The 24,437-nt window shown below is 60.6% G+C and carries 23 protein-coding genes; 16 read left to right on the plus strand and 7 right to left on the minus strand.

The features are described from left to right. Nucleotides 1–44 precede the first annotated feature (44 nt). Both H043_RS0115135 and gap read right to left on the minus strand, forming a co-directional pair. Entirely contained in the window at nucleotides 45–563 is a 519-nt protein-coding gene (locus tag H043_RS0115135) for an RNA polymerase sigma factor (protein WP_027612557.1), read from the minus strand. A gap of 191 nt (nucleotides 564–754) precedes the next feature. Then, nucleotides 755–1,756 (minus strand): type I glyceraldehyde-3-phosphate dehydrogenase, encoded by a 1,002-nt coding sequence (gap, locus tag H043_RS0115140; RefSeq protein WP_027612558.1) that lies wholly within the window; start codon nucleotides 1,754–1,756, stop codon nucleotides 755–757. A 220-nt stretch (nucleotides 1,757–1,976) separates the two neighbouring features. Here gap and edd point away from each other — a divergent pair, with 220 nt between their 5' ends. From edd to H043_RS0115195, 11 genes are all read left to right on the plus strand, one after another. Then, on the plus strand, nucleotides 1,977–3,803 hold the full coding sequence (gene edd / locus H043_RS0115145; protein WP_027612559.1) for a phosphogluconate dehydratase: 1,827 nt from the start codon (nucleotides 1,977–1,979) through the stop codon (nucleotides 3,801–3,803). After that, nucleotides 3,800–4,759 (plus strand): glucokinase, encoded by a 960-nt coding sequence (locus H043_RS0115150; protein ID WP_027612560.1) that lies wholly within the window; start codon nucleotides 3,800–3,802, stop codon nucleotides 4,757–4,759. Before edd ends, H043_RS0115150 begins: the two co-directional genes overlap by 4 nt. A gap of 178 nt (nucleotides 4,760–4,937) precedes the next feature. Then, nucleotides 4,938–5,669: a response regulator gene (locus H043_RS0115155; RefSeq protein WP_007917879.1), complete on the plus strand. Its 732-nt coding sequence runs from the start codon at nucleotides 4,938–4,940 to the stop codon at nucleotides 5,667–5,669. Next, nucleotides 5,659–7,128, plus strand: coding sequence for an ATP-binding protein (locus H043_RS0115160; protein ID WP_027612561.1), 1,470 nt, complete (start codon nucleotides 5,659–5,661; stop codon nucleotides 7,126–7,128). The genes H043_RS0115155 and H043_RS0115160 overlap by 11 nt, the downstream gene beginning before the upstream one ends. A 225-nt stretch (nucleotides 7,129–7,353) precedes the next feature. Beyond that, complete coding sequence (locus H043_RS0115165) at nucleotides 7,354–8,613, plus strand: AGE family epimerase/isomerase (RefSeq protein WP_027612562.1); 1,260 nt, start codon at nucleotides 7,354–7,356, stop codon at nucleotides 8,611–8,613. A gap of 118 nt (nucleotides 8,614–8,731) precedes the next feature. Beyond that, nucleotides 8,732–10,033 (plus strand): ABC transporter substrate-binding protein, encoded by a 1,302-nt coding sequence (locus H043_RS0115170; RefSeq protein WP_027612563.1) that lies wholly within the window; start codon nucleotides 8,732–8,734, stop codon nucleotides 10,031–10,033. Nucleotides 10,034–10,186: 153 nt separating this feature from the next. Further along, a complete protein-coding gene (locus H043_RS0115175) occupies nucleotides 10,187–11,095 on the plus strand; it encodes a carbohydrate ABC transporter permease (protein ID WP_007917874.1) in 909 nt (302 codons plus the stop codon). Next, on the plus strand, nucleotides 11,088–11,933 hold the full coding sequence (locus H043_RS0115180; protein ID WP_007969317.1) for a carbohydrate ABC transporter permease: 846 nt from the start codon (nucleotides 11,088–11,090) through the stop codon (nucleotides 11,931–11,933). The genes H043_RS0115175 and H043_RS0115180 overlap by 8 nt, the downstream gene beginning before the upstream one ends. 2 nt (nucleotides 11,934–11,935) lie before the next feature. After that, on the plus strand, nucleotides 11,936–13,096 hold the full coding sequence (locus H043_RS0115185; protein WP_027612564.1) for an ABC transporter ATP-binding protein: 1,161 nt from the start codon (nucleotides 11,936–11,938) through the stop codon (nucleotides 13,094–13,096). A gap of 192 nt (nucleotides 13,097–13,288) precedes the next feature. Continuing rightward, entirely contained in the window at nucleotides 13,289–14,638 is a 1,350-nt protein-coding gene (locus H043_RS0115190) for a carbohydrate porin (protein WP_027612565.1), read from the plus strand. A gap of 112 nt (nucleotides 14,639–14,750) precedes the next feature. Continuing rightward, entirely contained in the window at nucleotides 14,751–15,605 is an 855-nt protein-coding gene (locus H043_RS0115195; protein WP_007969321.1) for a D-hexose-6-phosphate mutarotase, read from the plus strand. A 137-nt stretch (nucleotides 15,606–15,742) separates the two neighbouring features. On the opposite strand, the gene H043_RS0115200 is transcribed toward H043_RS0115195, so the two are convergent. Then, nucleotides 15,743–16,603: a MurR/RpiR family transcriptional regulator gene (locus H043_RS0115200; RefSeq protein ID WP_169842436.1), complete on the minus strand. Its 861-nt coding sequence runs from the start codon at nucleotides 16,601–16,603 to the stop codon at nucleotides 15,743–15,745. A 226-nt stretch (nucleotides 16,604–16,829) separates the two neighbouring features. Here H043_RS0115200 and zwf point away from each other — a divergent pair, with 226 nt between their 5' ends. The 4 genes from zwf (at nucleotide 16,830) to H043_RS0115220 (ending at nucleotide 20,580) form a co-directional block, all read left to right on the plus strand. Next, a complete protein-coding gene (gene zwf / locus H043_RS0115205; RefSeq protein ID WP_027612566.1) occupies nucleotides 16,830–18,296 on the plus strand; it encodes a glucose-6-phosphate dehydrogenase in 1,467 nt (488 codons plus the stop codon). After that, nucleotides 18,283–18,996, plus strand: coding sequence for a 6-phosphogluconolactonase (gene pgl / locus H043_RS0115210; protein ID WP_027612567.1), 714 nt, complete (start codon nucleotides 18,283–18,285; stop codon nucleotides 18,994–18,996). The genes zwf and pgl overlap by 14 nt, the downstream gene beginning before the upstream one ends. Before the next feature lie 17 nt (nucleotides 18,997–19,013). Next, nucleotides 19,014–19,679 (plus strand): bifunctional 4-hydroxy-2-oxoglutarate aldolase/2-dehydro-3-deoxy-phosphogluconate aldolase, encoded by a 666-nt coding sequence (locus H043_RS0115215; RefSeq protein WP_027612568.1) that lies wholly within the window; start codon nucleotides 19,014–19,016, stop codon nucleotides 19,677–19,679. A 175-nt stretch (nucleotides 19,680–19,854) separates the two neighbouring features. After that, nucleotides 19,855–20,580 (plus strand): intradiol ring-cleavage dioxygenase, encoded by a 726-nt coding sequence (locus H043_RS0115220; protein ID WP_027612569.1) that lies wholly within the window; start codon nucleotides 19,855–19,857, stop codon nucleotides 20,578–20,580. Between the two features lie 5 nt (nucleotides 20,581–20,585). On the opposite strand, the gene H043_RS0115225 is transcribed toward H043_RS0115220, so the two are convergent. Beyond that, entirely contained in the window at nucleotides 20,586–21,767 is a 1,182-nt protein-coding gene (locus H043_RS0115225) for an aminotransferase class V-fold PLP-dependent enzyme (protein ID WP_027612570.1), read from the minus strand. Nucleotides 21,768–21,794: 27 nt separating this feature from the next. Beyond that, the gene (locus H043_RS0115230; RefSeq protein WP_003227425.1) at nucleotides 21,795–22,031 is read right to left on the minus strand and encodes a DUF3820 family protein; all 237 of its coding nucleotides are present in this window, start codon (nucleotides 22,029–22,031) and stop codon (nucleotides 21,795–21,797) included. Between the two features lie 206 nt (nucleotides 22,032–22,237). On the opposite strand from H043_RS0115230, the gene H043_RS0115235 reads away from it, so the two are divergent. Continuing rightward, nucleotides 22,238–22,705, plus strand: coding sequence for a PA2169 family four-helix-bundle protein (locus tag H043_RS0115235; protein ID WP_003227422.1), 468 nt, complete (start codon nucleotides 22,238–22,240; stop codon nucleotides 22,703–22,705). A gap of 124 nt (nucleotides 22,706–22,829) precedes the next feature. Here H043_RS0115235 and H043_RS0115240 read toward each other — a convergent pair whose 3' ends face one another. Further along, on the minus strand, nucleotides 22,830–23,300 hold the full coding sequence (locus H043_RS0115240; RefSeq protein ID WP_003227420.1) for a MaoC family dehydratase: 471 nt from the start codon (nucleotides 23,298–23,300) through the stop codon (nucleotides 22,830–22,832). Between the two features lie 42 nt (nucleotides 23,301–23,342). Next, a complete protein-coding gene (locus H043_RS0115245; RefSeq protein ID WP_027612571.1) occupies nucleotides 23,343–24,287 on the minus strand; it encodes an alpha/beta hydrolase in 945 nt (314 codons plus the stop codon). Between the last annotated feature and the right edge of the window lie 150 nt (nucleotides 24,288–24,437).

The raw sequence follows: 24,437 nt of genomic DNA on the forward strand, positions 1-24,437 counted from the left end.
ATCAGTGCAGTCGATCCTGTGGATGACAGCAAACGCCTTTGGCCTCAGTCGCCATTCAAGCGCTCGGCGACACCGATGCAGATCGACATGATCAGCTTGAGTTCCTTCTGCACGGTGCTGAGGGACACATTCAATTCGTCGGCGATTTCCTGATAGCTGTGCCCGTGCAGGCGGCTGAGGATGAAAATCTGCTGCTGACGCGGGCTGAGTTGACTGAGGCTCACGTTCAGGCGCTCCAGCAATTGTTCGGCGTGGGCGGCGTCTTCGGCGCTGCTGGCGGGGGCGGCGACGCTGTGCACCACGTCCTGTGGCACGTCATCGACCATGGTCCGCGAATGGATCTTGCGCGCACGCAGGTGATCCAGCGCCAGATTGCGCGCGGTCTGGAACACGAAGGGTTCAAGGTGATCGATGGCGCGCTCGCTCAGCGCCCGCGTGACGCGCAGGTAGGTCTCCTGCAACAGGTCTTCGGCGGTGCTGTGGTTGTTGACCATCCGTTCGATCGTGCGCAGCAGGGACGTGCGCTGAGAGAGGAAGACATGATTGAAGCGCGATTGACTCACGGGGGAACCTGATCCATTTCGAGCGAATGATAATGCTTATCATCCAGCCGAGTGGTCAAGTGTTGATTTCAGATTGAAATCAAAAACCTGTGGGAGCGGGCTTGCTCGCGAATGCGGTGAGTCAGTCGATACATTAATTGCCTGACACGACGCCTTCGCGAGCAAGCCCGCTCCCACATGGGAGGAGGGAATTACTCCGCGTTGCAGAGCGCCAGGCAGTTATCCAGCATGCGGTTGGAGAAGCCCCATTCGTTGTCGTACCAGGCCAGTACCTTCAGCAGTTTGCCGCTGGCTTTGGTGTGGTTGGCGTCGAAGATCGACGACAGCGGGTTGTGGTTGAAGTCGCTGGAAACCAGCGGCAACGTGTTGTAACCCAAAATTTTCGAGTGCTGGCTGGCGGCTTTCATCAGCGCGTTGACCTCATCGGCCGAGGCTTCTTTTTTCAACTGCACTGTCAGGTCCACCAGCGACACATTGATCACCGGCACCCGCACGGCCATGCCGGTCAGTTTGCCCGCCAGTTCCGGCAGCACCAGGCCTACCGCTTCGGCGGCGCCGGTCTTGCTCGGGATCATGTTCTGCGTGGCCGAACGCGCGCGGTACGGGTCGGTGTGGTAGACGTCGGTCAGGTTCTGGTCGTTGGTGTAGGCATGAATCGTGGTCATCAGGCCGCTTTCGATCCCCAGCTCGCGGTGCAACACCTGCGCCACTGGCGCCAGGCAGTTGGTGGTGCACGACGCGTTGGAGATGATCTGGTGCGACTGGCGCAGAATGTCGTGGTTCACGCCGTAAACCACGGTGGCGTCGGCGCCTTTGGCCGGGGCCGAGATAATGACTTTGCGCGCGCCGGCAGTAAGATGCGCGGCGGCTTTGGCACGGTCGGTGAACAGACCGGTGCATTCGAACACCACGTCGATCTTTTCCGCCGCCCATGGCAGCTCGGCCGGGTTGCGAATGGCGCTGACCGCAATACGGTCGCCATTGACCGTCAGGCTCTCGTTGTCATGGGCCACTTCGGCGTCGAATGTGCCGTGAACGGTGTCGTATTTGAGCAGATGGGCATTGATGGCGCTGTCGCCCAGATCGTTGATGGCGACGATCTGCAAATCCTGTCGATAGCCTTGGGTATACAGTGCGCGCAGGACATTACGGCCGATGCGGCCAAAACCATTGATTGCGATTCGAAGAGTCATTGAACAGCGCCGCCGTCGTTTTGTTGTTGGAATTACAAGATTATTCGCATAAAAATAGAAAACAAGCCTTTTTAGTGGCAATATTTTGTTTTATCTACAACGAGTGACCTGAATCAACTGGTCCGAATGGTCAAAAAAGCCGTCTGTCATTCCAACAACAACGGTGTTTGATCAGCATAGACAATCAGGTCGCCACATCCGTTAGCCTGGAGTTCTACACATGCATCCCCGCGTTCTTGAGGTCACCGAACGGCTTATCGCCCGCAGCCGCGCCACGCGTCAGGCTTACCTTGCACTGATTCGCGGCGCCGCGACCGACGGGCCGATGCGCGGCAAGCTGCAATGCGCCAACTTCGCCCACGGCGTGGCCGGGTGTGGTAGCGAAGACAAGCACAGCTTGCGGATGATGAACTCGGCGAACATCGCCATTGTTTCTTCGTATAACGACATGCTCTCGGCGCACCAGCCGTACGAAGTCTTTCCCCAGCAGATCAAAAACGCCTTGCGCGAAATCGGCTCGGTCGGCCAGTTCGCCGGTGGTACGCCGGCGATGTGCGATGGCGTGACCCAGGGCGAGCCGGGCATGGAGCTGAGCCTGCCGAGCCGCGAAGTGATCGCGATGTCCACGGCGGTGGCGCTGTCGCACAACATGTTCGACGGCGCGCTGATGCTCGGCATCTGCGACAAGATCGTGCCGGGCCTGATGATGGGTTCGCTGCGCTTCGGCCATCTGCCGACGATTTTCGTCCCGGGCGGGCCGATGGTCTCGGGGATTTCCAACAAGGAAAAAGCCGACGTGCGGCAGAAGTACGCCGAAGGCAAGGCGACCCGCGAAGAGCTGCTGGAATCGGAGATGAAGTCCTACCACAGCCCGGGTACCTGCACCTTCTACGGCACCGCCAACACCAACCAGTTGCTGATGGAAGTCATGGGCCTGCACTTGCCGGGCGCGTCTTTCGTCAACCCGAACACTCCGCTGCGTGATGCCCTGACCCGCGAAGCCGCGCATCAGGTGACGCGCCTGACCAAGCAGAACGGCAACTTCATGCCGATCGGCGAAATCGTCGACGAGAAGGCGCTGGTCAACTCGATCGTCGCGCTGCACGCCACCGGCGGCTCGACCAACCACACCCTGCACATGCCGGCGATCGCCATGGCTGCGGGCATTCAATTGACCTGGCAGGACATGGCCGACCTCTCCGAAGTCGTGCCGACCCTGAGCCACGTCTACCCGAACGGCAAGGCCGACATCAACCACTTCCAGGCTGCTGGCGGTATGTCGTTCCTGATCCGCGAATTGCTCGAAGCCGGCCTGCTCCACGAAGACGTCAACACCGTGCTCGGCCATGGCTTGAGCCGTTACACCAAAGAGCCGTTCCTCGATAACGGTGAACTGGTGTGGCGCGAAGGGCCGATCGAAAGCCTCGACGAAAACATCCTGCGCCCGGTCGCCCGTGCATTCTCCGCCGAGGGCGGTCTGCGGGTGATGGAGGGCAACCTCGGTCGTGGGGTGATGAAGGTTTCCGCGGTGGCGCTGGAGAACCAGATCGTCGAAGCTCCGGCCATGGTGTTCCAGGATCAACAAGACCTGGCCGATGCGTTCAAGGCCGGTCTGCTGGAGAAGGATTTTGTCGCGGTGATGCGCTTCCAGGGCCCGCGCTCCAATGGCATGCCCGAGCTGCACAAGATGACGCCGTTCCTCGGCGTGCTGCAGGATCGCGGCTTCAAGGTTGCGCTGGTCACCGACGGGCGCATGTCCGGCGCGTCGGGGAAAATCCCGGCGGCGATTCACGTCAGCCCCGAAGCTTATGTCGGTGGTGCTTTGGCGCGGGTGCAAGAGGGCGATATCATCCGCGTCGATGGCGTCAAAGGCACTTTGGAACTCAAGGTCGACGCCGCCGAATTTGCAGCGCGTGATCCTGCCAAAGGCCTGTTGGGCAACAACATCGGCAGCGGTCGCGAACTGTTTGGCTTCATGCGTTTGGCCTTCAGCTCGGCGGAGCAGGGCGCCAGCGCCTTCACTTCTGCCCTGGAGACGCTTAATTGAAACTGGCTTTGGTCGGTGATATCGGAGGCACCAACGCGCGGTTCGCGTTGTGGAAAAACCAGCAACTGGAATCGGTTCAGGTGCTGGCGACAGCCGACCATGCCAGCCCGGAAGAGGCGATCAGCCTGTACCTGAGCGGCCTCGGTCTGGCGCCGGGTTCGATCGGTTCGGTGTGCCTGTCGGTGGCAGGGCCGGTAAGTGGTGATGAATTCAAATTCACCAACAACCACTGGCGTCTGAGCCGCACGGCGTTCTGCCAGACCTTGCAGGTCGAGCAACTGCTGCTGATCAACGACTTTTCGGCGATGGCGCTGGGCATGACCCGTTTGCAGCCCGGCGAATTCCGCGTGGTCTGCGAAGGCACGCCGGAGCCGTTGCGCCCGGCGGTGGTGATCGGCCCGGGCACTGGCCTGGGCGTCGGCACCTTGCTCGATCTCGGCGAAGGGCGGTTTGCCGCCTTGCCGGGGGAGGGCGGTCACGTTGATCTGCCGCTGAGCAGCCCGCGTGAAACCCAGCTCTGGCAGCACATCCACAACGAAATCGGCCACGTCAGTGCGGAAACGGCGTTGAGCGGTGGCGGCTTGCCTCGGGTGTATCGGGCGATCTGCGCGGTGGATGGGCATGAGCCGACACTCGATACGCCGGAAGCGATCACCGCAGCCGGTCTGGCTGGCGATCCGATCGCGCTGGAAGTGCTGGAGCAGTTCTGCTGCTGGCTCGGTCGCGTGGCCGGCAACAATGTGCTGACCACCGGTGGTCGCGGCGGCGTGTACATCGTTGGCGGGGTGATTCCGCGCTTTGCCGATTTCTTCGTCGAAAGCGGCTTCGCCCGCAGCTTTGCCGACAAGGGCTGCATGAGCGATTACTTCAAGGGCATTCCGGTGTGGCTGGTGACGGCGCCGTATTCCGGGTTGGTGGGTGCCGGTGTCGCACTGGAGCAAGCAATCCCTGCCTGAAACACGATCCAATTGTGGGAGCGGGCTTGCTCGCGAAAGCGGGGTGTCAGTCACCGTAGATGTCTCTGATACACCGCTTTCGCGAGCAAGCCCGCTCCCACAGTGGTTCTGTGGTGTTTGCAAGTTCGATGCTTAAGGCATAATCCGCCCCAATTCCAACAACAAGGATGCCTTCGAAGTGAGCTCAGTCAACAAGTCGATATTGTTGGTCGATGACGACCAGGAAATACGCGAGTTGCTGGAAACCTACCTGACCCGCGCCGGGTTTCAGGTGCGGGCCACGGCCGATGGCGCCAGTTTCCGCCAGGCCCTCAACGAGGCGCCCAGCGATCTGGTGATCCTCGATGTGATGCTGCCCGACGAAGACGGTTTCAGCCTGTGCCGCTGGGTGCGTCAGCATCCGCGTCAGGCGCAGGTGCCGATCATCATGCTCACCGCCAGTTCCGACGAGGCTGACCGGGTGATCGGTCTGGAACTCGGCGCTGACGATTACCTCGGCAAACCTTTCAGCCCCCGCGAGCTGCAAGCCCGGATCAAGGCGTTGCTGCGTCGCGCGCAGTTCGGTCAAGAGCGCAGCGGCAGCGACGTACTGGCCTTCGACGAGTGGCGGCTGGACATGGTCAGTCATCGGCTGTTTCACACCGACGGTGAGGAAGTGATTCTCTCTGGTGCCGACTTTGCGCTGCTGAAGTTGTTTCTCGATCATCCGCAGGAAATTCTCGACCGCGACACCATCGGCAACGCCACCCGTGGCCGTGACCTGATGCCGCTCGACCGGATTGTCGACATGGCCGTCAGCCGCTTGCGCCAGCGTCTGCGCGACACGGAAAAACCGCCACGACTGATCCGCACCGTGCGCGGCAGTGGCTACCAACTGGCAGCCAATGTGGTTGCCGGCAATGCTCACTGAGTCGCTGCGCCGGCTCGCCAGCAAAGTGCCGGTGCCGCGTTCGCTGCTCGGGCGGATGCTGCTGCTGACCTTGTTGGCGGTGTTGTTTGCGCAGACGTTGTCGAGCGTGATCTGGGTCTCGCAACTGCGTGCCACCCAGCTTGAAGGCCTGGTCACCAGCGCCCGCAGCCTTGCGCATTCGATGACCGCCAGCGTCAGCTATTTCCGTTCGCTGCCGGTGGCTTACCGGCCGCTGGTGCTCGACCAGTTGCGCAGCATGGGCGGCACCCGTTTCGTGGTGACGCTCAACGACAAACCGCTGGGTATGGACGTGCTGCCGATCACTCCGCGAAAGGCCGCGGTGATTCAAGCGGTGGATGAAGTGCTGCGCCAGTCGCTGGGCCATGACACTGATATCTCGGTGACCTTCGTCAGCCCCGAGGATCTGCGGATCTTCAATGCCGGGCTGAAGCTTGATGAGCTGCCGCGCTCGTGGGCGCATTACGCGCTGACGCTGGAACCGGTGAATCCGCCGGTGCTGGTCACGCAGATTCAGATGGCCCCAGGCGAATGGCTGTACATCGCCTCGTTGCTGCCCGAGCCCTACACCAGTCTCGAAGAGCAAGGCCTGCCGGCACAGCAGGTGTGGTTCATCGTCCTCACCAGCGGCTTTTTGCTGCTGTTCATCGGCCTGCTGGTGCACTGGCAGAGCCGGCCGCTCAAGCGTCTGGCGCGGGCGGCGCGGGATCTGTCGCTGGGTGCCGATGTCGAGCCGGTGGCCGAGGGCGGCGGCAGTGAAGTGGTGGAAGTGGGCCGTGCGTTCAACACCATGCGCGAACGCATCAGCCGTTACCTGACCGAACGCAGCCAGTTGTTCAGCGCGATTTCCCATGACTTGCGTACGCCGATCACCCGTCTGCGCTTGCGCGTCGAACTGCTCGAAGATGAGAAGCTGCAAGCCAAGTTCGGCCGCGATCTGGATGAACTGGAGTTGCTGGTCAAAGGCGCGCTGCAGTGCGTGAAAGACACCGACATCCACGAGAACATCGAGCCGGTGGATCTCAATCATGTGCTCGACTGCCTCGTAGAACCGTATCTGGCGCCCAACGGCAATGGCCGCGTGACCCAGCAGGGCAAGGCACTGGCGGCGTATCCGGGCAAGCCTCTGGCGTTGAAGCGCTGCATCGGCAACCTGATCGACAACGCGTTGAAGTACGGGCAGAACGCGCACCTGCACATCGATGACGATGAGCGCGCGTTTGTCCTGCACGTCGACGACGAAGGCCCGGGCGTACCGGAGCAGCGGCTGGAGCAGGTGTTCGAGCCGCACTTTCGCTTGGCCGGCCAGCAGCAGGGTTATGGTCTCGGTTTGGGCATTGCGCGCAACATTGCCCACAGCCATGGCGGTGAGGTGACGTTGCAGAATTTGCGTGAGGGCGGGTTGCGGGTGACGTTGCAGTTGCCGCGCAGTGTTGATTAGTCAGACCGAGTTATCGTTCTTCGCGAGCAGGCTCGCTCCCACAAGTTGATTGCGTTTCAACTGAAGGAACGCAGTCGAATGTGGGAGCGAGCCTGCTCGCGAAGGCGTCGGTCCATCCAACACAAATGTCACGAGCTGGTGACAAAACCCGCCCCCTTCGTTACAAGCCCGCCCCGGCCCGTTGTTTAGACTGCCCGCAGTCATAACAACAAAAAAGGGCCACTCATGGACACCTTTCACCCAGACTTCAGCAGTTGGCTGAATGCCCCTGCCCACCAGCAATGGCTCGCCGACGAAGGTCTGCGCCTGCTGGCATTCGCCAAGGCTTCCAGACTGCCCGAGGGTTTCGGCAATCTCGACGAGCGCGGCCGTTTGCCGGCGCACGCGCAAGCCGAAACCATGAACACTGCACGCATGACCCACAGTTTCGCCATGGCTCACATTCAGGGTCTGCCGGGGTTCGCGGAGCTGGTCGATCACGGCATTGCGGCGCTGCGGGGGCCGTTGCGGGATGCGCTGCATGGCGGCTGGTTTGCGGTCGCCGAACACCGCGATGGCAACACCGGCAAGAACGCCTATCTGCATGCCTTTGTCGCGCTCGCGGCCAGCTCGGCAGTGGTCGCGCAGCGTCCCGGCGCCCAGGCGCTGCTGGATGATGCGATCGACATCATCGACACGTATTTCTGGAGCGAAGAAGAGGGCGCCATGCGCGAATTCTTCAATCGCGACTGGCGCGAAGAAGAGGCCTATCGCGGCGCCAACAGCAACATGCACGCCACCGAAGCGTTCCTCGCGCTGGCCGATGTCACTGAAGATCCGCGCTGGCTGGTACGTGCGCAGCGCATCGTCGAGCGGGTGATCCACGGTCACGCCGCCGCCAATGGCTACATGGTCATCGAACACTTCGACCGCGACTGGCAACCGCTGCGCGAATACAACCGCGACAATCCGGCCGACGGCTTCCGCCCTTACGGCACCACCCCGGGCCACGGTTTCGAGTGGGCGCGGCTGCTGCTGCACCTCGAAGCGGCGCGGGTCCAGGCCGGGATGCTTACGCCCGGCTGGCTGGCGACCGACGCGCAAAAACTCTTTGAGCAGAACTGCTGCAACGGCTGGGACGTCGATGGCGCGCCGGGGATCGTTTACACCCTCGACTGGGACAACAAAGCCGTGGTGCGTCATCGCTTGCACTGGACCCATGCTGAAGCCAGCGCGGCTGCCAGCGCCTTGCTCAAACGCACCGGTGATGCGCAATACGAAACCTGGTACCGGCGGTTCTGGGAATTCTGTGAAGGCCATTTCATCGATCGCTGCGACGGCAGCTGGCACCACGAACTCGATCCGCAAAACCGTCCGAGCGCCGATATCTGGCCGGGCAAACCCGATCTGTATCATGCCTGGCAGGCGGTATTGATCCCTCGTCTACCCTTGTCACCGAGTATGGCGACAGCTCTGGCGCAAATATCCCGGGCTGTTCCTGTGTAACCATGTGGTGACATTTGCGCGTCCCTTCGTTACCTGCGAAGGGAATCGCCCTGTTTAAACTCCTGTGCAGCGCAAGCACCAGACTTGCATGCATAACAACAAGAAAGGTACATCTCAGATGAATGCGATTTCTCGCCTCGCTACTGTCATTTCTGTCGCCTCCCTGTTCCCGCTCGCAATTCTGCCTCTCAGTGTTTCCGCTGCCGAATCCAAAGGTTCGGTCGAAGTCGTGCACTGGTGGACGTCCGGTGGCGAAAAAGCCGCCGTTGATGTGCTCAAGGCGCAAGTCGAAAAAGACGGTTTCACCTGGAAAGACGGCGCTGTCGCCGGCGGTGGCGGTGCCACGGCGATGACCGTGCTGAAAAGCCGCGCCGTTGCCGGTAACCCGCCGGGTGTCGCCCAGATCAAGGGCCCGGACATCCAGGAATGGGCCTCCACCGGTCTGCTCGACACCGACGTCCTGAAGGACGTGGCCAAAGAAGAGAAGTGGGACAGCCTGCTCGACAAGAAAGTCTCCGATACCGTGAAGTACGACGGTGATTACGTGGCCGTACCGGTGAACATTCACCGGGTGAACTGGCTGTGGATCAACCCGGAAGTCTTCAAAAAGGCCGGCATCACCAAGAACCCGACCACCCTCGAAGAATTCTACGCCGCCGGCGACAAGCTCAAGGCTGCGGGCTTCATCCCGCTGGCCCACGGCGGTCAGCCTTGGCAGGACAGCACCGTGTTCGAAGCCGTGGTGCTCTCGGTCATGGGCGTTGATGGTTACAAGAAAGCCCTGGTCGATCTGGACAACAAAGCGCTGACCGGTCCGGAAATGGTCAAGGCGCTGACCGAGCTGAAGAAAGTCGCGACCTACATGGATCAGGACGGCAAAGGCCAGGACTGGAACCTGGAAGCGGCCAAGGTCATCAACGGCAAGGCCGGCATGCAGATCATGGGTGACTGGGCCAAGTCCGAATGGACCGCTGCCAAAAAAGTCGCCGGCAAGGATTACGAGTGCGTGGCCTTCCCCGGCACCGACAAGGCGTTCACCTACAACATCGACTCCCTCGCGGTGTTCAAGCAGAAAGACAAAGGCACTGCGGCCGGTCAGCAGGACATCGCCAAAGTCGTGCTGGGTGAAAACTTCCAGAAAGTCTTCAGCATCAACAAAGGCTCGATCCCGGTACGTAACGACATGTTGAACAACATGGACAAACTCGGTTTCGACTCCTGCGCGCAGACCGCCGCCAAGGACTTCCTGGCAGACGCCAAGTCCGGTGGCCTGCAGCCGAGCATGGCGCACAACATGGCGACCACGCTGGCGGTGCAGGGCGCGTTCTTTGATGTCGTGACCAACTACATCAACGACCCGAAAGCCGACCCGGCCGATGCGGCCAAGAAACTGGGCGCGGCGGTTCAGTCGGCCAAATAACTAAAAGCAGGCTCGAACCCTGTGGGAGCGAGCCTGCTCGCGAAGGCGTCATGTCAGTCGCTACATCCGTCGACGGACACACCGTTTTCGCGAGCAGGCTCGCTCCCACAAGGGATCTCACTGTAGTTTTTATTCCCTGTACTGGATTTCCCCATGAGTTCTGTTGCTGTGTTCAGCAAGGCCTCGCCGTTCGATGCACTGCAGCGCTGGCTACCGAAACTGGTGCTGGCGCCGAGCATGTTCATCGTGCTGGTGGGCTTCTATGGCTACATCCTGTGGACGTTCGTGCTGTCGTTCACCACCTCGACGTTCCTGCCCAACTACAAGTGGGCCGGCCTGGCGCAATACGCGCGGTTGTTCGACAACGATCGCTGGTGGGTGGCGAGCAAGAACCTCGCGGTGTTCGGTGGCATGTTCATCGGCATCACCCTGGTGATCGGTGTGCTGCTGGCAGTGTTCCTCGACCAGCGCATCCGTCGCGAAGGCTTTATCCGCACCATTTACCTGTACCCGATGGCGCTCTCGATGATCGTCACCGGTACCGCGTGGAAATGGCTGCTCAACCCGGGCATGGGCCTGGACAAATTGTTGCGTGACTGGGGCTGGGAAGGCTTCCGTCTGGACTGGCTGATCGACCCGGATCGCGTGGTCTACTGCCTGGTGATCGCTGCTGTGTGGCAAGCCTCGGGCTTCATCATGGCAATGTTCCTCGCCGGCCTGCGCGGGGTTGATCAGTCGATCATCCGTGCCGCGCAGATCGATGGCGCGAGCATGCCGACCATCTACTGGAAAGTCGTGTTGCCAAGCCTGCGTCCGGTGTTCTTCAGTGCGGTGATGATCCTCGCCCACATCGCGATCAAGAGCTTCGACCTGGTCGCGGCGATGACGGCGGGTGGCCCGGGTTATTCCTCCGATCTGCCGGCGATGTTCATGTACTCCTTCACCTTCAGTCGCGGCCAGATGGGCATGGGCTCGGCCAGTGCGATTCTGATGCTCGGTGCGATTCTCGCGATCATCGTGCCTTACCTGTACTCCGAGCTGAGGACCAAGCGTAATGACTAGTCTCGCTGCCAAACCCGCTTTCAGCCTGAGTCGCGTCGCGATCTACGCGGTGCTGATCCTCGCGGTCCTGCTGTACCTGATTCCGCTGGTGGTGATGCTGCTGACCAGCTTCAAGACCCCGGAAGACATCAGCACCGGCAACCTGCTCAGTTGGCCGACCGTGGTCAGCGGCATCGGCTGGGTCAAGGCCTGGGCCACGGTGGACGGCTACTTCTGGAACTCGATCAAGATCACCGTGCCGGCCGTGGTCATCTCCACCGCCATCGGCGCGTTGAATGGCTACGTGCTGTCGTTCTGGCGCTTCCGCGGTTCGCAGCTGTTCTTCGGTCTGCTGCTGTTCGGCTGCTTCCTGCCGTTCCAGACCGTGCTGCTGCCGGCCTCGTTCACCCTCGGCAAGATGGGCCTGGCGAGCACCACCACCGGCCTCGTCTTCGTCCACGTGGTCTACGGTCTGGCGTTTACCACGCTGTTTTTCCGTAACTACTACGTGAGCATTCCCGATGCGCTGATCAAGGCTGCACGGCTGGATGGCGCGGGTTTCTTCACGATCTTCCGGCAGATCATTCTGCCGATGTCGACCCCGATCATCATGGTTTGCCTGATCTGGCAGTTCACCCAGATCTGGAACGACTTCCTGTTCGGTGTGGTGTTCTCCAGCGGTGATTCGCAACCGATCACGGTGGCGCTGAACAACCTGGTCAACACCAGCACCGGGGCCAAGGAATACAACGTGGATATGGCAGCGGCGATGATCGCCGGCCTGCCGACCCTGCTGGTCTATGTGGTCGCAGGCAAGTATTTCGTGCGCGGGCTGACGGCCGGCGCAGTCAAGGGGTAATCATGGCAACGCTCGAACTTCGCAACGTCAACAAGACCTACGGTGCCGGCCTGCCGGACACCCTGAAGAACATCGAACTGTCGATCAAGGACGGTGAGTTCCTGATCCTGGTCGGCCCGTCGGGCTGCGGCAAATCGACCCTGATGAATTGCATCGCCGGCCTCGAGACCATCACCGGTGGCGCGATCATGATCGGCGATCAGGATGTCAGCGGCATGAGCCCGAAGGATCGTGACATCGCCATGGTGTTCCAGTCCTACGCGCTGTACCCGACCATGAGCGTGCGCGAGAACATCGAGTTCGGTCTGAAGATCCGCAAGATGAGCCAGTCGGCGATCGACGAAGAAGTCGCGCGCGTGGCCAAGCTGCTGCAGATCGAACACTTGCTCAACCGCAAGCCGGGCCAGCTCTCCGGTGGTCAGCAACAGCGCGTGGCGATGGGCCGTGCGTTGGCGCGTCGGCCGAAGATCTATCTGTTCGACGAACCGCTGTCCAACCTCGACGCCAAGCTGCGCGTCGAGATGCGCACCGAAATGAAACTGATGCACCAGCGCCTGAAAACCACCACGGTCTACGTGACCCACGACCAGATCGAAGCGATGACCCTGGGTGACAAAGTGGCGGTGATGAAGGACGGGATCATTCAGCAGTTCGGCACGCCGAAAGAGATCTACAACGACCCGGCCAACCTGTTCGTGGCGAGCTTCATCGGTTCGCCGCCGATGAACTTCATTCCGCTGCGCCTGCAACGCAAGGACGGTCGTCTGCTGGCGCTGCTCGACAGCGGCCAGGCGCGTTGCGAGTTGCCGATGAGCATGCAGGATGCAGGGCTGGAAGATCGCGAAGTGATCCTCGGCCTGCGCCCGGAACAGATTGTTCTGGCGAACGGCGAGGGCAATGGTCTGCCGAGCATCAAGGCCGAAGTGCAGGTCACCGAGCCGACCGGTCCGGACACCCTGGTGTTCGTCAACCTGAATGAGACCAAGGTCTGCTGCCGCCTGGCGCCGGACGTGGCACCGCAGGTGGGTGAGACCCTGACCCTGCAATTCGATCCGTCGAAAGTGTTGTTGTTCGATGCCAAGACTGGCGAGCGTCTGGGCGTTGCGGGCCAGGCGCAGACCGAAGCGCGGTCGGCAAATGTCGCCCAGTTCAAAGGCCGCTGAAGATCAATTGTAGGAGTGAGCCTGCTCGCGATGACGGTGTATCAGTCGACAGTGATGTTGAATGTAAAACCGCTATCGCGAGCAGGCTCACTCCTACAAGGAGCAAGCGCTGCCCGGCCTGTCGAGCATCGCAATTTATGTAAACCGCGTTGGAAAAAAACAGTTAATAACAATAAAGACGAGGATGTAGGGATGAAAAAGAAACACGTCAATGCCCGGTTGATCTGCCAAGTGTCAGCTGCGGCGGCATTGGTGCTGGCCGGTAACGCCATGGCGGCGGATGCCTTCAGCTCCGACTCGAAATGGATGACCGGTGACTGGGGTGGCGAGCGGACCAAGCTGATCGAGCAAGGTATCGACATCAAGGCTGACTACGTTGGGGAAATGGGTGCCAACCTGCATGGCGGCTACAACGACGACAAGACCGGTCGCTACAGCGATCAGTTCGGTCTGGGCGTGGCGCTGGACCTGCAAAAACTCTGGGGCTGGGACAACACTCAGGCCAAGATCCAGCTGACCAACCGTAACGGGCAAAACATCTCCAACGACCGCGTTGGCGATCCGCGTGCCGGCACTCTGTCGTCTTCGCAGGAAGTCTACGGTCGTGGCCACATGGTGCGTCTGACCCAGTTGTGGATTCAGCACCAGTTCTTCGACAACAAGCTCGACGTCAAGGCCGGTTACTTCGGTGAAGGCGAAGACTTCAACACCTTCCCGTGCGACTTCCAGAACCTGGCGTTCTGCGGCTCGCAAGTGGGTAACTGGGCGACCAACATCTGGTACAACTGGCCGGTCAGCCAGGCCGCGATCCGTGTGAAGTACAACATCAACGACGAGCTCTACGCGCAGATCGGTGCTTACAACCAGAACCCGTCGCAGCTGGAACACGGCAACGGCTTCAAGCTTAGCGGCAGCGGCACCAAAGGGACTGTTCTGCCAGTCGAACTGGTCTGGTCGCCGAAGGTCAACAGCCTGCCGGGTGAATACCGCGTCGGTTACTACAAGAGCACGGCTGACGCCAATGACGTCCGTGAAGACGTCAACGGCTTCGACGCTGCAACCACTGGCGACGCGTACAAGACCCACAGCAGCAAACACGGCTACTGGTTCGTCGCGCAGCAGCAACTCACCAGCCACAACGGTGATGCTTCGCGCGGTCTGAACATTGCGGCCAACGCCACGTTCCACGACAAGGACACCAACTTCATCGACAACTACCAGTCGGTGATGTTTGTCTACAAGGGCCCGTTCGACGCGCGTCCTAAAGATGACGTCGGTATCGGTGCGGCGCGTATTCATGTCAACGATGACGTGAAGAAAAACGCCGAGTTCCTGAATGCGTCCAACGGTGTTTCGGACTACGACAATCCGGTGTTCTCGCCGATTCGTGAAACCGAATACAACTACGAGATCAACTACGGCTTCCACGTCACCAACTGGCTGACGGTGCGTCCTAACCTGCAGTACATCACTCACCCGGGTGGTGTGGATGAAGTGGACAACGCATTGGTCGCCGGTCTGAAAATTCAGTCTACGTTCTGACGTTGTTGCGATAAGCTCCTCTCTATGTGCGCATATTTGCGGACAGCCAAGGCTGTCCGCTTTTTTTTGAGGGTGGCGCAACCCATGACAGTCGAATTCGGAACCGTGGCCAATGCATGAGCATCCGCTGCAACGCTTCTTCAAATCCCTGCGCGAGCGACCGGTGTTCGCCTGGGAGCGCTATCAGATGCGCGATGTGCTGGTGATCGACCATCCGCTGTGTCAGGCGGTGTTCAGCCGCCAGGGCGCGCAGTTGCTGCACTTTCAGCCACGCGGGCAGAAACCGTGGCTGTGGTGTGCGGCAAAGTGGCCCCACGTTGGCGCCATTCGCGGCGGCGTGCCGGTGTGCTGGCCGTGGTATGGCCGCCATCCGAGCGAAAATGCCTGGCCATCCCATGGCTGGGCACGACTGCTCGACTGGAAATTGCTCGACAGCAGCAGCGCCGAGGATGGCGTGCGACTGCACTGGCAATTGCAGTTGTGCGACTGGCAGGTTGACCTGCATGCGCACCTCGGTGAACGCATGGAATTACGCCTGAGCACCGAGCATCAGGACGACATGCCGTGCCAATTGAGCCAGGCTTTGCACGCTTACTGGCGTATTGGTGATGTCGGTGAGATAGCGCTGTCTGGGCTCGAAGGTGCGCAGGGTTACGACCAGTTGAGCCGCCAGTCCTGCCAGCAGGAAGGCGAGTTACGCGTCGATGGCGGCTGTCAGCGGGTGTTCCAGCACGACGGCGAATTACAGCTCAAGGATCACGCCTGGCAGCGCGAGTTGTGCATCGATACCGGTGATAGCGGCGATACCGTGGTCTGGCATCCTGGCTCGCGCCCCCTGTTGGGCGTGAGCTGGGATGAAGTGACGGAGTTCGTTTGTGTCGAAGCGGCGGCGGGCGGTACCGACAGCCTGCATCTGGCGCCGGGGGAGAAGGCGCATTTGAGTTTGCAGGCGTGGGCGGCGGCCTAGATTTGCGGTGAGTCGACTGGCGCCTTCGCGAGCAAGCCCGCTCCCACAGTAGATGGCATTCCAATTGAAGGAACCCGATCACCTGTGGGAGCGGGCTTGCTCGCGAAGAGGCCGGATCAATCAGCCTAAATTCTGGATCAGTTGAACTCATCACCCACCGGATACCGGCTGGCATTCAAGCTCTCTTTGATCTTGCGCAGATGCGGCTGGAAGTCCACCCCGCGGCGCAGCGTCATGCCGGTCGCCAGCACATCCAGCACCGTCAGTTGAATGATCCGCGAAGTCATCGGCATATAGATGTCGGTGTCTTCCGGCAGCGGAATGTTCAGGCTCAGGGTACTGGCTTTGGCCAGCGGTGAATTCTCGGCGGTCAGGCCCAGCACCGAAGCGCCGTTCTCCCGGGCGATGCGCGCCACTTCCACCAGTTCGCGGGTGCGGCCGGTGTAGGAAATGATCACGAACAGTTCACCGGTATGCGCCACCGAAGCAATCATTCGCTGCATCAGCACATCGGCATGGGCGGTGACGGCGAGGTTGAAACGGAAGAATTTGTGCTGCGCATCCAAAGCCACAGGCGCTGACGCACCGAGGCCGAAGAAGTGAATCTGCCGCGCCTGAATCAACAGGTCGACGGCGCGGCTGATCAGGTTTGGATCGAGCGCCTGGCAAGCGCTGTCCAGCGAAGCGATGGCGCTGCCGAAAATCTTCTGCGTGTACGCCTCGGGATTGTCATCGGCCTCCACCGCGCGGCTGACATACGCCGCGCCACTGGCCAGGCTTTGCGCCAGTTGCAGCTTGAGTTCAGGGTAGCCGCTGACACCGAACGAACGGCAGAAACGGTTGACCGTCGGCTCGCTCACCGACGCCGCCTGGGCGAGGGCGGCGATGCTGAAGCGGGTGGCCTGCTGCGGGTTGAGCAGGATCACCTCGGCGACTTTGCGTTCGGCCTTGTTCAGCTCTTCAAGGCGACTCTGGATCTGTTCCAGTAAATTTCGCACGCGGTCCATATGGAATTCCTAATTCACCTGCGCAAAGGTGCGCCGGGCTATGCAAATTGGGCCTTTGATGTGGCCCGTAACGGTGGCCTATCCTACTGGTGGCTCCGACCGACCACCACTCGGAATCTGTATTTTGCGAAAATGTTGTGGTTATTACTACATTTTCCCTTGAGTGATGCCTTGAAAAAAGGTATTTGTAGCTTAACTTGATAAAAGAACAAACATCATGCCTTCGATTACGGTTGAACCGTGCACCTTTGCCTTGTTCGGCGCTCTGGGCGATCTGGCCCTGCGCAAGCTGTTTCCTGCCCTTTATCACCTCGATGGCGCCGACCTGTTGCACGAGGACACGCGCATCATCGCGCTGGCCCGTGAACCCGGCTCCGAGCAGCAGCACCTGGCGTTCATCGCCGCCGAATTGCGCCGTTACGTCGGCAAAGAGCTGGACGAGGCCGTGGCCGAGCGCTTTCTGGCGCGCCTGAGCTACCTGCACGTCGACTTCCTCAAGGCTGAAGACTATGTGGCGCTGGCCGAAGCCGCCGGCAGCGCGCAACGCATGATTGCCTACTTCGCCACACCGGCAGCGGTGTACGGCGCGATCTGCGAGAACCTGGCAAAAGTCGGTCTGGCAGAAAACACCCGCGTGGTCCTGGAAAAGCCGATCGGCTCCGATCTGGAATCCTCGCGCAAAGTCAACGACGCCGTGGCGCAGTTCTTCCCGGAGAACCGCACCTATCGCATCGACCACTACCTGGGCAAAGAGACCGTCCAGAACCTGATCGCGCTGCGTTTCGCCAACAGCCTGTTCGAAACCCAGTGGAACCAGAATTACATCTCCCACGTGGAAATCACCGTGGCCGAGAAGGTCGGCATCGAAGGCCGGTGGGGCTACTTCGACAAGGCCGGCCAGCTGCGCGACATGATCCAGAATCACCTGTTGCAGCTGCTGTGCCTGATTGCGATGGACCCGCCAGCCGACCTGTCCGCCGACAGCATCCGTGACGAAAAGGTGAAAGTGCTCAAGGCCCTGGCGCCGATCAGCCCGGAAGGCCTGACCACCCAAGTGGTGCGCGGTCAGTACATCGCCGGGCACAGCGAAGGCAAGTCCGTGCCGGGCTACCTCGAAGAGCCGAATTCCAACACCCAGAGCGACACCGAAACCTTCGTCGCCCTGCGTGCCGACATCCGCAACTGGCGCTGGGCCGGCGTGCCGTTCTACCTGCGTACCGGCAAGCGCATGCCGCAAAAGCTGTCGCAGATCGTTATCCACTTCAAGGAACCGTCGCACTACATTTTCGCGCCGGAACAGCGCCTGCAGATCAGCAACAAGCTGATCATCCGTCTGCAACCGGACGAAGGCATTTCCTTGCGTGTGATGACCAAGGAGCAGGGCCTGGACAAAGGCATGCAACTGCGCAGCGGCCCGCTGCAACTGAATTTCTCCGACACCTGGCGCAGCGCACGGATCCCCGATGCCTACGAGCGGTTGTTGCTGGAAGTGATGAACGGCAATCAGAACCTGTTTGTCCGTAAAGATGAAATCGAAGCCGCGTGGAAGTGGTGTGACCAGTTGATCGCCGGCTGGAAGAAGTCCGGTGACGCGCCCAAGCCGTATGCGGCCGGGTCGTGGGGGCCGATGAGCTCGATTGCACTGATCACGCGGGACGGGAGGTCGTGGTATGGCGATATCTGATGTGAAACTGCCCGCGGGCGTGAATGCCCACGAATTCAAGAGCCCGGTGCTGTTGGCCGAAGGTCTGGCGCTGAACGTCGCCAAGCAGTTGAGCGATGCCATCGCTGCACGCGGCAACGCGGTGCTGGTGGTCTCAGGCGGTCGCAGCCCGGTGGCGTTTTTTCAGCACCTGGCCAAGCAGGAGCTGGATTGGTCGAAGGTCGTCGTGACCCTCGCCGACGAACGCTGGGTACCGGTCGAACACGCCGACAGCAACGCCGGTCTGCTCAAGCAGTACCTGCTCAAGGGACCGGCGGCAAAAGCAAAGTTCCTAAGCCTTTATAGCGCGGCGGCCAACGTCGAGCAGGCTGCGGAACAGGCCGACCGTCTGCTCGCGGAATTGCCGCCGATCGACGTGCTGGTGCTGGGCATGGGCGATGACGGTCACACCGCGTCGCTGTTCCCCGACAGCCCGAACCTGACTGAAGCCTTGCAGGCTGACGGCAGCCGTCGCTGCTGGCCGATGCTGGCGCCGAGTGTGCCGCGTCAACGTCTGACCATGAGCCGTGCGCTGCTGGCTTCGGCGAAGCACAAGATTCTGTCGATTTCCGGTCAGTCGAAACTGACCACTCTGAATGCCGCACTGGCATCCGACGACGTCGCGGCCATGCCGGTGCGCGCGTTTCTGCAACCTACGTTAGAGATTTACTGGTGCCCATGAGCCAAGGATCAGCCGCTATGAAAAATCCATCCCCGACCGTTTCCATGGCGGACAAAGTTGCCCTGATCGACAGCCTCTGCGCCAAGGCGCGGATCCTGCCAGTGATCACCATCGCCCGTGAACAGGACGTGCTGCCACTGGCCGACGCTCTGGCCGCCGGTGGCCTGACCGCGCTGGAAGTGACCCTGCGTTCGCAGTTCGGTCTCAAGGCGATCCAGATCCTGCGTGAGCAGCGTCCGGAACTGGTGACCGGTGCCGGCACCGTGCTTGATCGCAACATGCTTGCAGCAGCGGAAGCGGCGGGTTCGCAATTCATCGTCACCCCGGGCATCACCCGTGACCTGCTCGAAGCCAGCGTCGACAGCCCGATTCCGCTGCTGCCCGGCATCAGCAATGCCTCCGGCATCATGGAGGGCTATGGCCTGGGCTATCGCCGCTTCAAGCTGTTCCCGGCGGAAGTCAGCGGTGGCGTGGCAGCGATCAAGGCCCTCGGCGGCCCGTTCGGCGAAGTGAAATTCTGCCCGACCGGTGGCGTCGGCCCGGCCAACATCAAGAGCTACATGGCGCTGAAAAACGTCATGTGCGTGGGCGGTAGCTGGATGCTCGATCCCGAGTGGATCAAGAACGGCGACTGGGCGCGCATTCAGGATTGCACCGCCGAAGCCCTGGCGCTGCTGGACTAAACGTTTTACCTGACACTTCGTTGTGTGTTCTACGGCTTTACGGTGCGCTTGGTCGGTGCACCGTTTTTTTTTGCCCGGCAAAAATACTCATGGAAACGGCGCGACACATAGTTACCGCACCGCGGGGCTCGTGCGCCGTTAATCTGCGTTCATCTTATGGAAAAGAGAACGCGTCATGGAACGAGACACTTCAACCGCATCGTCATCATCAATCTACCAGTTGGCCCCCGAGCAGATCGCCGGGCCGTACTTTCGCAATCCGAAGTTGCTGCGGCGCAACATCAGCGAAGGCGCCGAAGGGCTGCCCTTGCTGTTGCGCCTGAGCATTGTCGACGCGATGACCGGTCAACCGGTGAGCGGAGCATTGGTGGACATCTGGCACTGCAATGCACGAGGCGCCTATTCGGGGTGGAGCCGGATCAATCCGGATCTGGAGGTCGACTCCGATGCTATCGGCTCGGTGCCGCGCACCGACGATGACACCTATCTGCGTGGCAGCCAGTTCTGCGATCAGCAGGGGCGGGTGCGCTTCACCACCATCTATCCGGGGTTCTATGCCGGTCGGGCGCTGCACATTCATGTGGCGGTGCGCATGGTCAGCGGCAGTGAATATCTGGAGGAGCGCAACGTGGCCTGGGTCGGTCAGCTGTATTTCCCCGAAGTGGTGTCACGCGCGGTGCTCAATGCCCGTGACTATCGCGGGCGAGCCTCGACACCCTTGAACAATGCCGATGACAGCTACTACAGCAACATGCGCGGCGAAGATTCGACCCTGACCGTGTGGCCGATCGGCCGCGACTCTCACGAGGACGGTTTCTTCGGCCACCTGACCATCGGCATCGACACCTTTGCCGCCTCGTCGCAGATCAAACCCGAGGACTTCGACAAGTACACCGTGTGAACCGATCAACGCAGCTCGTTGAGTGCACGGGTCAGCAACTGCATGTCAGCCGCCGTGGTGGTCAGCCCCGGCGTGATGCGAATGCTCGGCCCGCTCGCTGCGCCGTTGCGTACCACGGTGAACAGGTTGTACTCGTTGAGCAGGCGCTCGACCATTGCCTGTTGATCGGCGTGGCGAGTGAAACGCATCGAGGTGATCCCGCAATACAGGCGCGGATCGTCCGGGGTCATCACCTCGATCCCCGGCAGGTGCCGCACCGCGCTGACCCACAGATTGCGCAGGTAATTGAGCCGTGCGCTTTTGGCCGCAGCGCCGCCGAGCGAGCGGTGCTCCTCGAGCGCCAGCGGCAGCGACATCAGCGCCGGAATGTTCGGCGTGCTGTACGGCGTGCGGGCGCGGATGTCGGTGGCCGGAAAGTGCATTTCGCCCATGTCCGGATCGATGTCGGCCAGGCGCTGCGGGGCGATGTACAGAAAGCCCAGGGTCAATGGCGCGCCAATCCACTTGTGCAGGTTGAAACCGGCGAAGGCGATGCCCATCGCTTCCAGATTGAACTCGATCTGGCCAAGGGCGTGAGCGCCGTCGAGGATGATGTCCACGCCATGCTGTTTCGCCAGCTCGGCGATGGCCTGCACCGGCATCACCAGACCGGTGCGGTGGGTAACATGGGTCAGGGCCATCAGTTTGAGTTTCGGATAGCGGATGAAGGCTTCGCGGTAACTGTCCAGCAGGCTGTCGAAACTGGCCGGGTGAGTGTGGTTGATCTCGATCACGTCGACGCCGCGATAGCGTGACAGCCAGCGCATGGCACCTTTGACCGTGTCGTATTCCAGGTCGCTGATCAGCACCTGATCGCCCGGAAGCAGGCGATTGTAATTGCGGATCAGCGATTGCAGCGCATCACTGGCGTTGCGGGTGAAGGCCACGCTCTGCGCGCGCACACCGATGGTCTCGGCCAGTTGCGCACGGATCTCCAGGCTGTCGTGCTGTTCGAAACGCTGGCGCACGTACACCGAGTTGCTGGTGTTGATCAGCTCGATATTGCGCTGATAGTCCTCGATCACTGTGCGCGACATGCGCCCGAAGTAACCGTTCTCCAGGTTCAGCGGACCGGTTTGCGCTTCGTAACGATCGGCGAAGGTTTGCCAGAACGCTTCGTCACGGGCACGGCGGGTGTTATCAGGCATGGTCGAGGCTCTAGGGAGGAGGGCGCTTCAGTGGCGCGGGGCAGGTTTGCCGTGTTTGGCGCGTAGTGGTTCGAGCAGATCCGACAGGCCGTTATGGTCGATTTCCTGCATCAGCGCCAGCAGTCCGCCGAGTTCGCCGTGGGGAAAGCCTTCGCGGGCAAACCAGTTGAGGTAAGGCCCCGGCAGGTCGGCAATGATCCGGCCCTTGTACTTGCCGAAGGGCATTTCACGGGTGATCAACAGCTCAAGCTTTTCAGGATTCATCAGTGGCAATCATCTGGATTCAATCAGTCAGGAAAATACAGGCATTCTGCATGCAGGCCAAATGACAGATCATGCAAATAACCGTGATACAGATAGTTCAAATATCTTTAACTTATTGAAATATAACGATTTATTTTTGAATGAAAAGCTGGCACGCACACTGCAATAACCCTTGCATCTTCAACCAACCGCAAGGAATTGAAAAAATGACTGACATGAATAAAGAAGCGATCTCTGTACTCAACGACCTGATCGAAACCTGCAAGGACGGCCAGGAAGGGTTCAAGACTTGCGCTGAAGACATCAAGCATCCAGAACTCAAAACCCTGTTCGTGACCCGTTCTGCCGATTGCGCGACTGCCGCCGCTGAACTGCAGGCTGAAGTGCGTAAACTGGGCGGTGATCCGGAAACCTCTACCAGCGTCAGCGGTGACCTGCACCGTCGCTGGGTCGACGTCAAAGCCATGTTCACCGGCAAGGACGAAGAGGCTGTGCTGAACGAGGCCGAGCGCGGTGAAGACCACGCCCTGAAGGCTTATCGTGAAGCCATCGAGAAGATCAACAAGCACGGCCTGGTCGGTATTCGTGACCTGGTTGAGCGTCAGTACCACGGCGTACAACGCAATCACGACCAGGTGAAAGCCCTGCGTAACCAAGCTCGCGCTCGTTCGTAAGCCACGCTAAAAAACTGTGGGAGCGGGCTTGCTCGCGAAGCGGTGTGTCATGCAACGATGCTGTTGCTGACACGACCCCTTCGCGAGCAAGCCCGCTCCCACTTTCGTTTTGTGTACCTGATGATCAGCCGATGCTGATCGCCGGCAACGTCGGCAAGGTCACGGTCTGCTGCTTGCGCGGTGCCAGAATCTCGGCCTCGCCATCCACCACCAGCTCATCACGCTGGTTGAACACGCGAGTGGCGATGCGCACGCGAAACTTGGGCAGCTTCTCAAGGATTTCCAGGCGCACGGTCAGGGTATCGCCGATCTTCACCGGCTTCTGAAAGCTCATCTGCTGACCGATGTAGATGGTGCCCGGCCCAGGCAGCTCGCACGCTACGGCCGCGCTGATCAGTGCACCGCTGAACATGCCGTGGGCGATGCGTTCCTTGAACATGCTGGCGGCGGCGAACTCGGCATCCAGGTGCACCGGGTTGTGGTCGCCCGACATCGCGGCGAACAGCTGAATGTCGCGCTCTTCGACAGTCTTGCTGTAGCTGGCGGTCTGGCCGACTTCGAGGGCTTCGTAAGGGATGTTGGTAACCTGGGTCATCGGTCTTGATTCCTGTGACGGATTAAAGTGAATCCACAAAAATTATTCGCTGCGATGGGGGCGGCGATGGCTCAGCGCCTGGTCGATCCAGGTCAGCACATCGGCAATCACCTCGTCGCGATTGGTTTCATTGAACAATTCGTGCCGCGCCTGCGGGTAGATCTTCAATTGCAGGTTCTGGCTGCCGGCCGAGCGCAACGCTTCGGCCAGATCTGTCAGACGCTTGCCTTCGCTCACCGGATCACATTCACCGCCGATCACCAGCAGCGGCAGGCCCGGGTCGATCTGGGCGAGATTGGACGCTTTGCTGATCTGCTGCAAGCCGCCGAGCAAGTCGATCCACAATTGATTGGTGCAGCGGAAGCCACACAACGGGTCGTTGGCATACAGATCGACCTCGACCGGGTCGCGGCTCAGCCAGTCGAACGGCGTGCGCGCCGGTTTGAATTTCTTGTTGAACGAGCCGAACGACAACCACTCGATCAGCGCACTGCGGCCCTTGCCACCCTGACGCAGTTTTTCGAAACGGGCGATTTGTCGCGCCGCGCCGTAAAGCGCCACCGGCTGGAAGTTCGAACCGCTGAGAATCGCCCCATGCAGGCTGGCGCTGTGATGCAGCAGGTAACCCTGAGCGAGGTAGCTGCCCATGCTGTGCCCGAGCAGGATGATTGGCACGTCGGGATGCTGCTGGCCGATGTGCTGATTGAGGCTGGCCAGATCGCCGATCACCTTGCACCAGCCGTCGTCATCGGCGAAATGCCCGAGCGTCCCGTGTTCGGCGGTCTTGCCATGGCCGCGCAGATCCGGGGCGTACACACCATACCCTTGAGCACAGAACGCATTTGCCAGCCGCTCGTAGCGGGCGCTGTGTTCGGCCATGCCGTGGGCCAGCAGGATCAGCGCTTTCAAGGGCGCGGCGGGCAGCCACTGGTTGACGAACAGGCGGCTGCGGTCACTCGCGTCCAGCCAAAAGCCTCGGTGGATCATGGCAATTCCTTTTTATCGAGCGGTATCGGCCCGCAGTCGTTGCATTGTATAGCGCGTCCGATCAGCTCACGCCACGGCAGGAAGATTCATACGATCAATGTCGCCATCGCCCATATTTGCCTCAATGGCCATAACTGCTAGTGTCCGTGA

This window comes from Pseudomonas sp. URIL14HWK12:I6 (genome assembly GCF_000514195.1).
GTDB classification, from domain to species: Bacteria; Pseudomonadota; Gammaproteobacteria; order Pseudomonadales; family Pseudomonadaceae; genus Aquipseudomonas; species Aquipseudomonas putida_A.

Bases quoted from the DNA above. Each gene is read 5' to 3' on its own strand.
- gap (WP_027612558.1), bottom strand. From the start codon at position 1,756: ATGACTCTTCGAATCGCAATCAATGGTTTTGGCCGCATCGGCCGTAAT.
- edd (WP_027612559.1), top strand. From the start codon at position 1,977: ATGCATCCCCGCGTTCTTGAGGTCACCGAACGGCTTATCGCCCGCAGC.
- H043_RS0115160 (WP_027612561.1), top strand. From the start codon at position 5,659: ATGCTCACTGAGTCGCTGCGCCGGCTCGCCAGCAAAGTGCCGGTGCCG.
- H043_RS0115165 (WP_027612562.1), top strand. From the start codon at position 7,354: ATGGACACCTTTCACCCAGACTTCAGCAGTTGGCTGAATGCCCCTGCC.
- H043_RS0115170 (WP_027612563.1), top strand. From the start codon at position 8,732: ATGAATGCGATTTCTCGCCTCGCTACTGTCATTTCTGTCGCCTCCCTG.
- H043_RS0115175 (WP_007917874.1), top strand. From the start codon at position 10,187: ATGAGTTCTGTTGCTGTGTTCAGCAAGGCCTCGCCGTTCGATGCACTG.
- H043_RS0115180 (WP_007969317.1), top strand. From the start codon at position 11,088: ATGACTAGTCTCGCTGCCAAACCCGCTTTCAGCCTGAGTCGCGTCGCG.
- H043_RS0115185 (WP_027612564.1), top strand. From the start codon at position 11,936: ATGGCAACGCTCGAACTTCGCAACGTCAACAAGACCTACGGTGCCGGC.
- H043_RS0115190 (WP_027612565.1), top strand. From the start codon at position 13,289: ATGAAAAAGAAACACGTCAATGCCCGGTTGATCTGCCAAGTGTCAGCT.
- H043_RS0115195 (WP_007969321.1), top strand. From the start codon at position 14,751: ATGCATGAGCATCCGCTGCAACGCTTCTTCAAATCCCTGCGCGAGCGA.
- zwf (WP_027612566.1), top strand. From the start codon at position 16,830: ATGCCTTCGATTACGGTTGAACCGTGCACCTTTGCCTTGTTCGGCGCT.
- pgl (WP_027612567.1), top strand. From the start codon at position 18,283: ATGGCGATATCTGATGTGAAACTGCCCGCGGGCGTGAATGCCCACGAA.
- H043_RS0115215 (WP_027612568.1), top strand. From the start codon at position 19,014: ATGAAAAATCCATCCCCGACCGTTTCCATGGCGGACAAAGTTGCCCTG.
- H043_RS0115220 (WP_027612569.1), top strand. From the start codon at position 19,855: ATGGAACGAGACACTTCAACCGCATCGTCATCATCAATCTACCAGTTG.
- H043_RS0115225 (WP_027612570.1), bottom strand. From the start codon at position 21,767: ATGCCTGATAACACCCGCCGTGCCCGTGACGAAGCGTTCTGGCAAACC.
- H043_RS0115230 (WP_003227425.1), bottom strand. From the start codon at position 22,031: ATGAATCCTGAAAAGCTTGAGCTGTTGATCACCCGTGAAATGCCCTTC.
- H043_RS0115235 (WP_003227422.1), top strand. From the start codon at position 22,238: ATGACTGACATGAATAAAGAAGCGATCTCTGTACTCAACGACCTGATC.
- H043_RS0115240 (WP_003227420.1), bottom strand. From the start codon at position 23,300: ATGACCCAGGTTACCAACATCCCTTACGAAGCCCTCGAAGTCGGCCAG.
- H043_RS0115245 (WP_027612571.1), bottom strand. From the start codon at position 24,287: ATGATCCACCGAGGCTTTTGGCTGGACGCGAGTGACCGCAGCCGCCTG.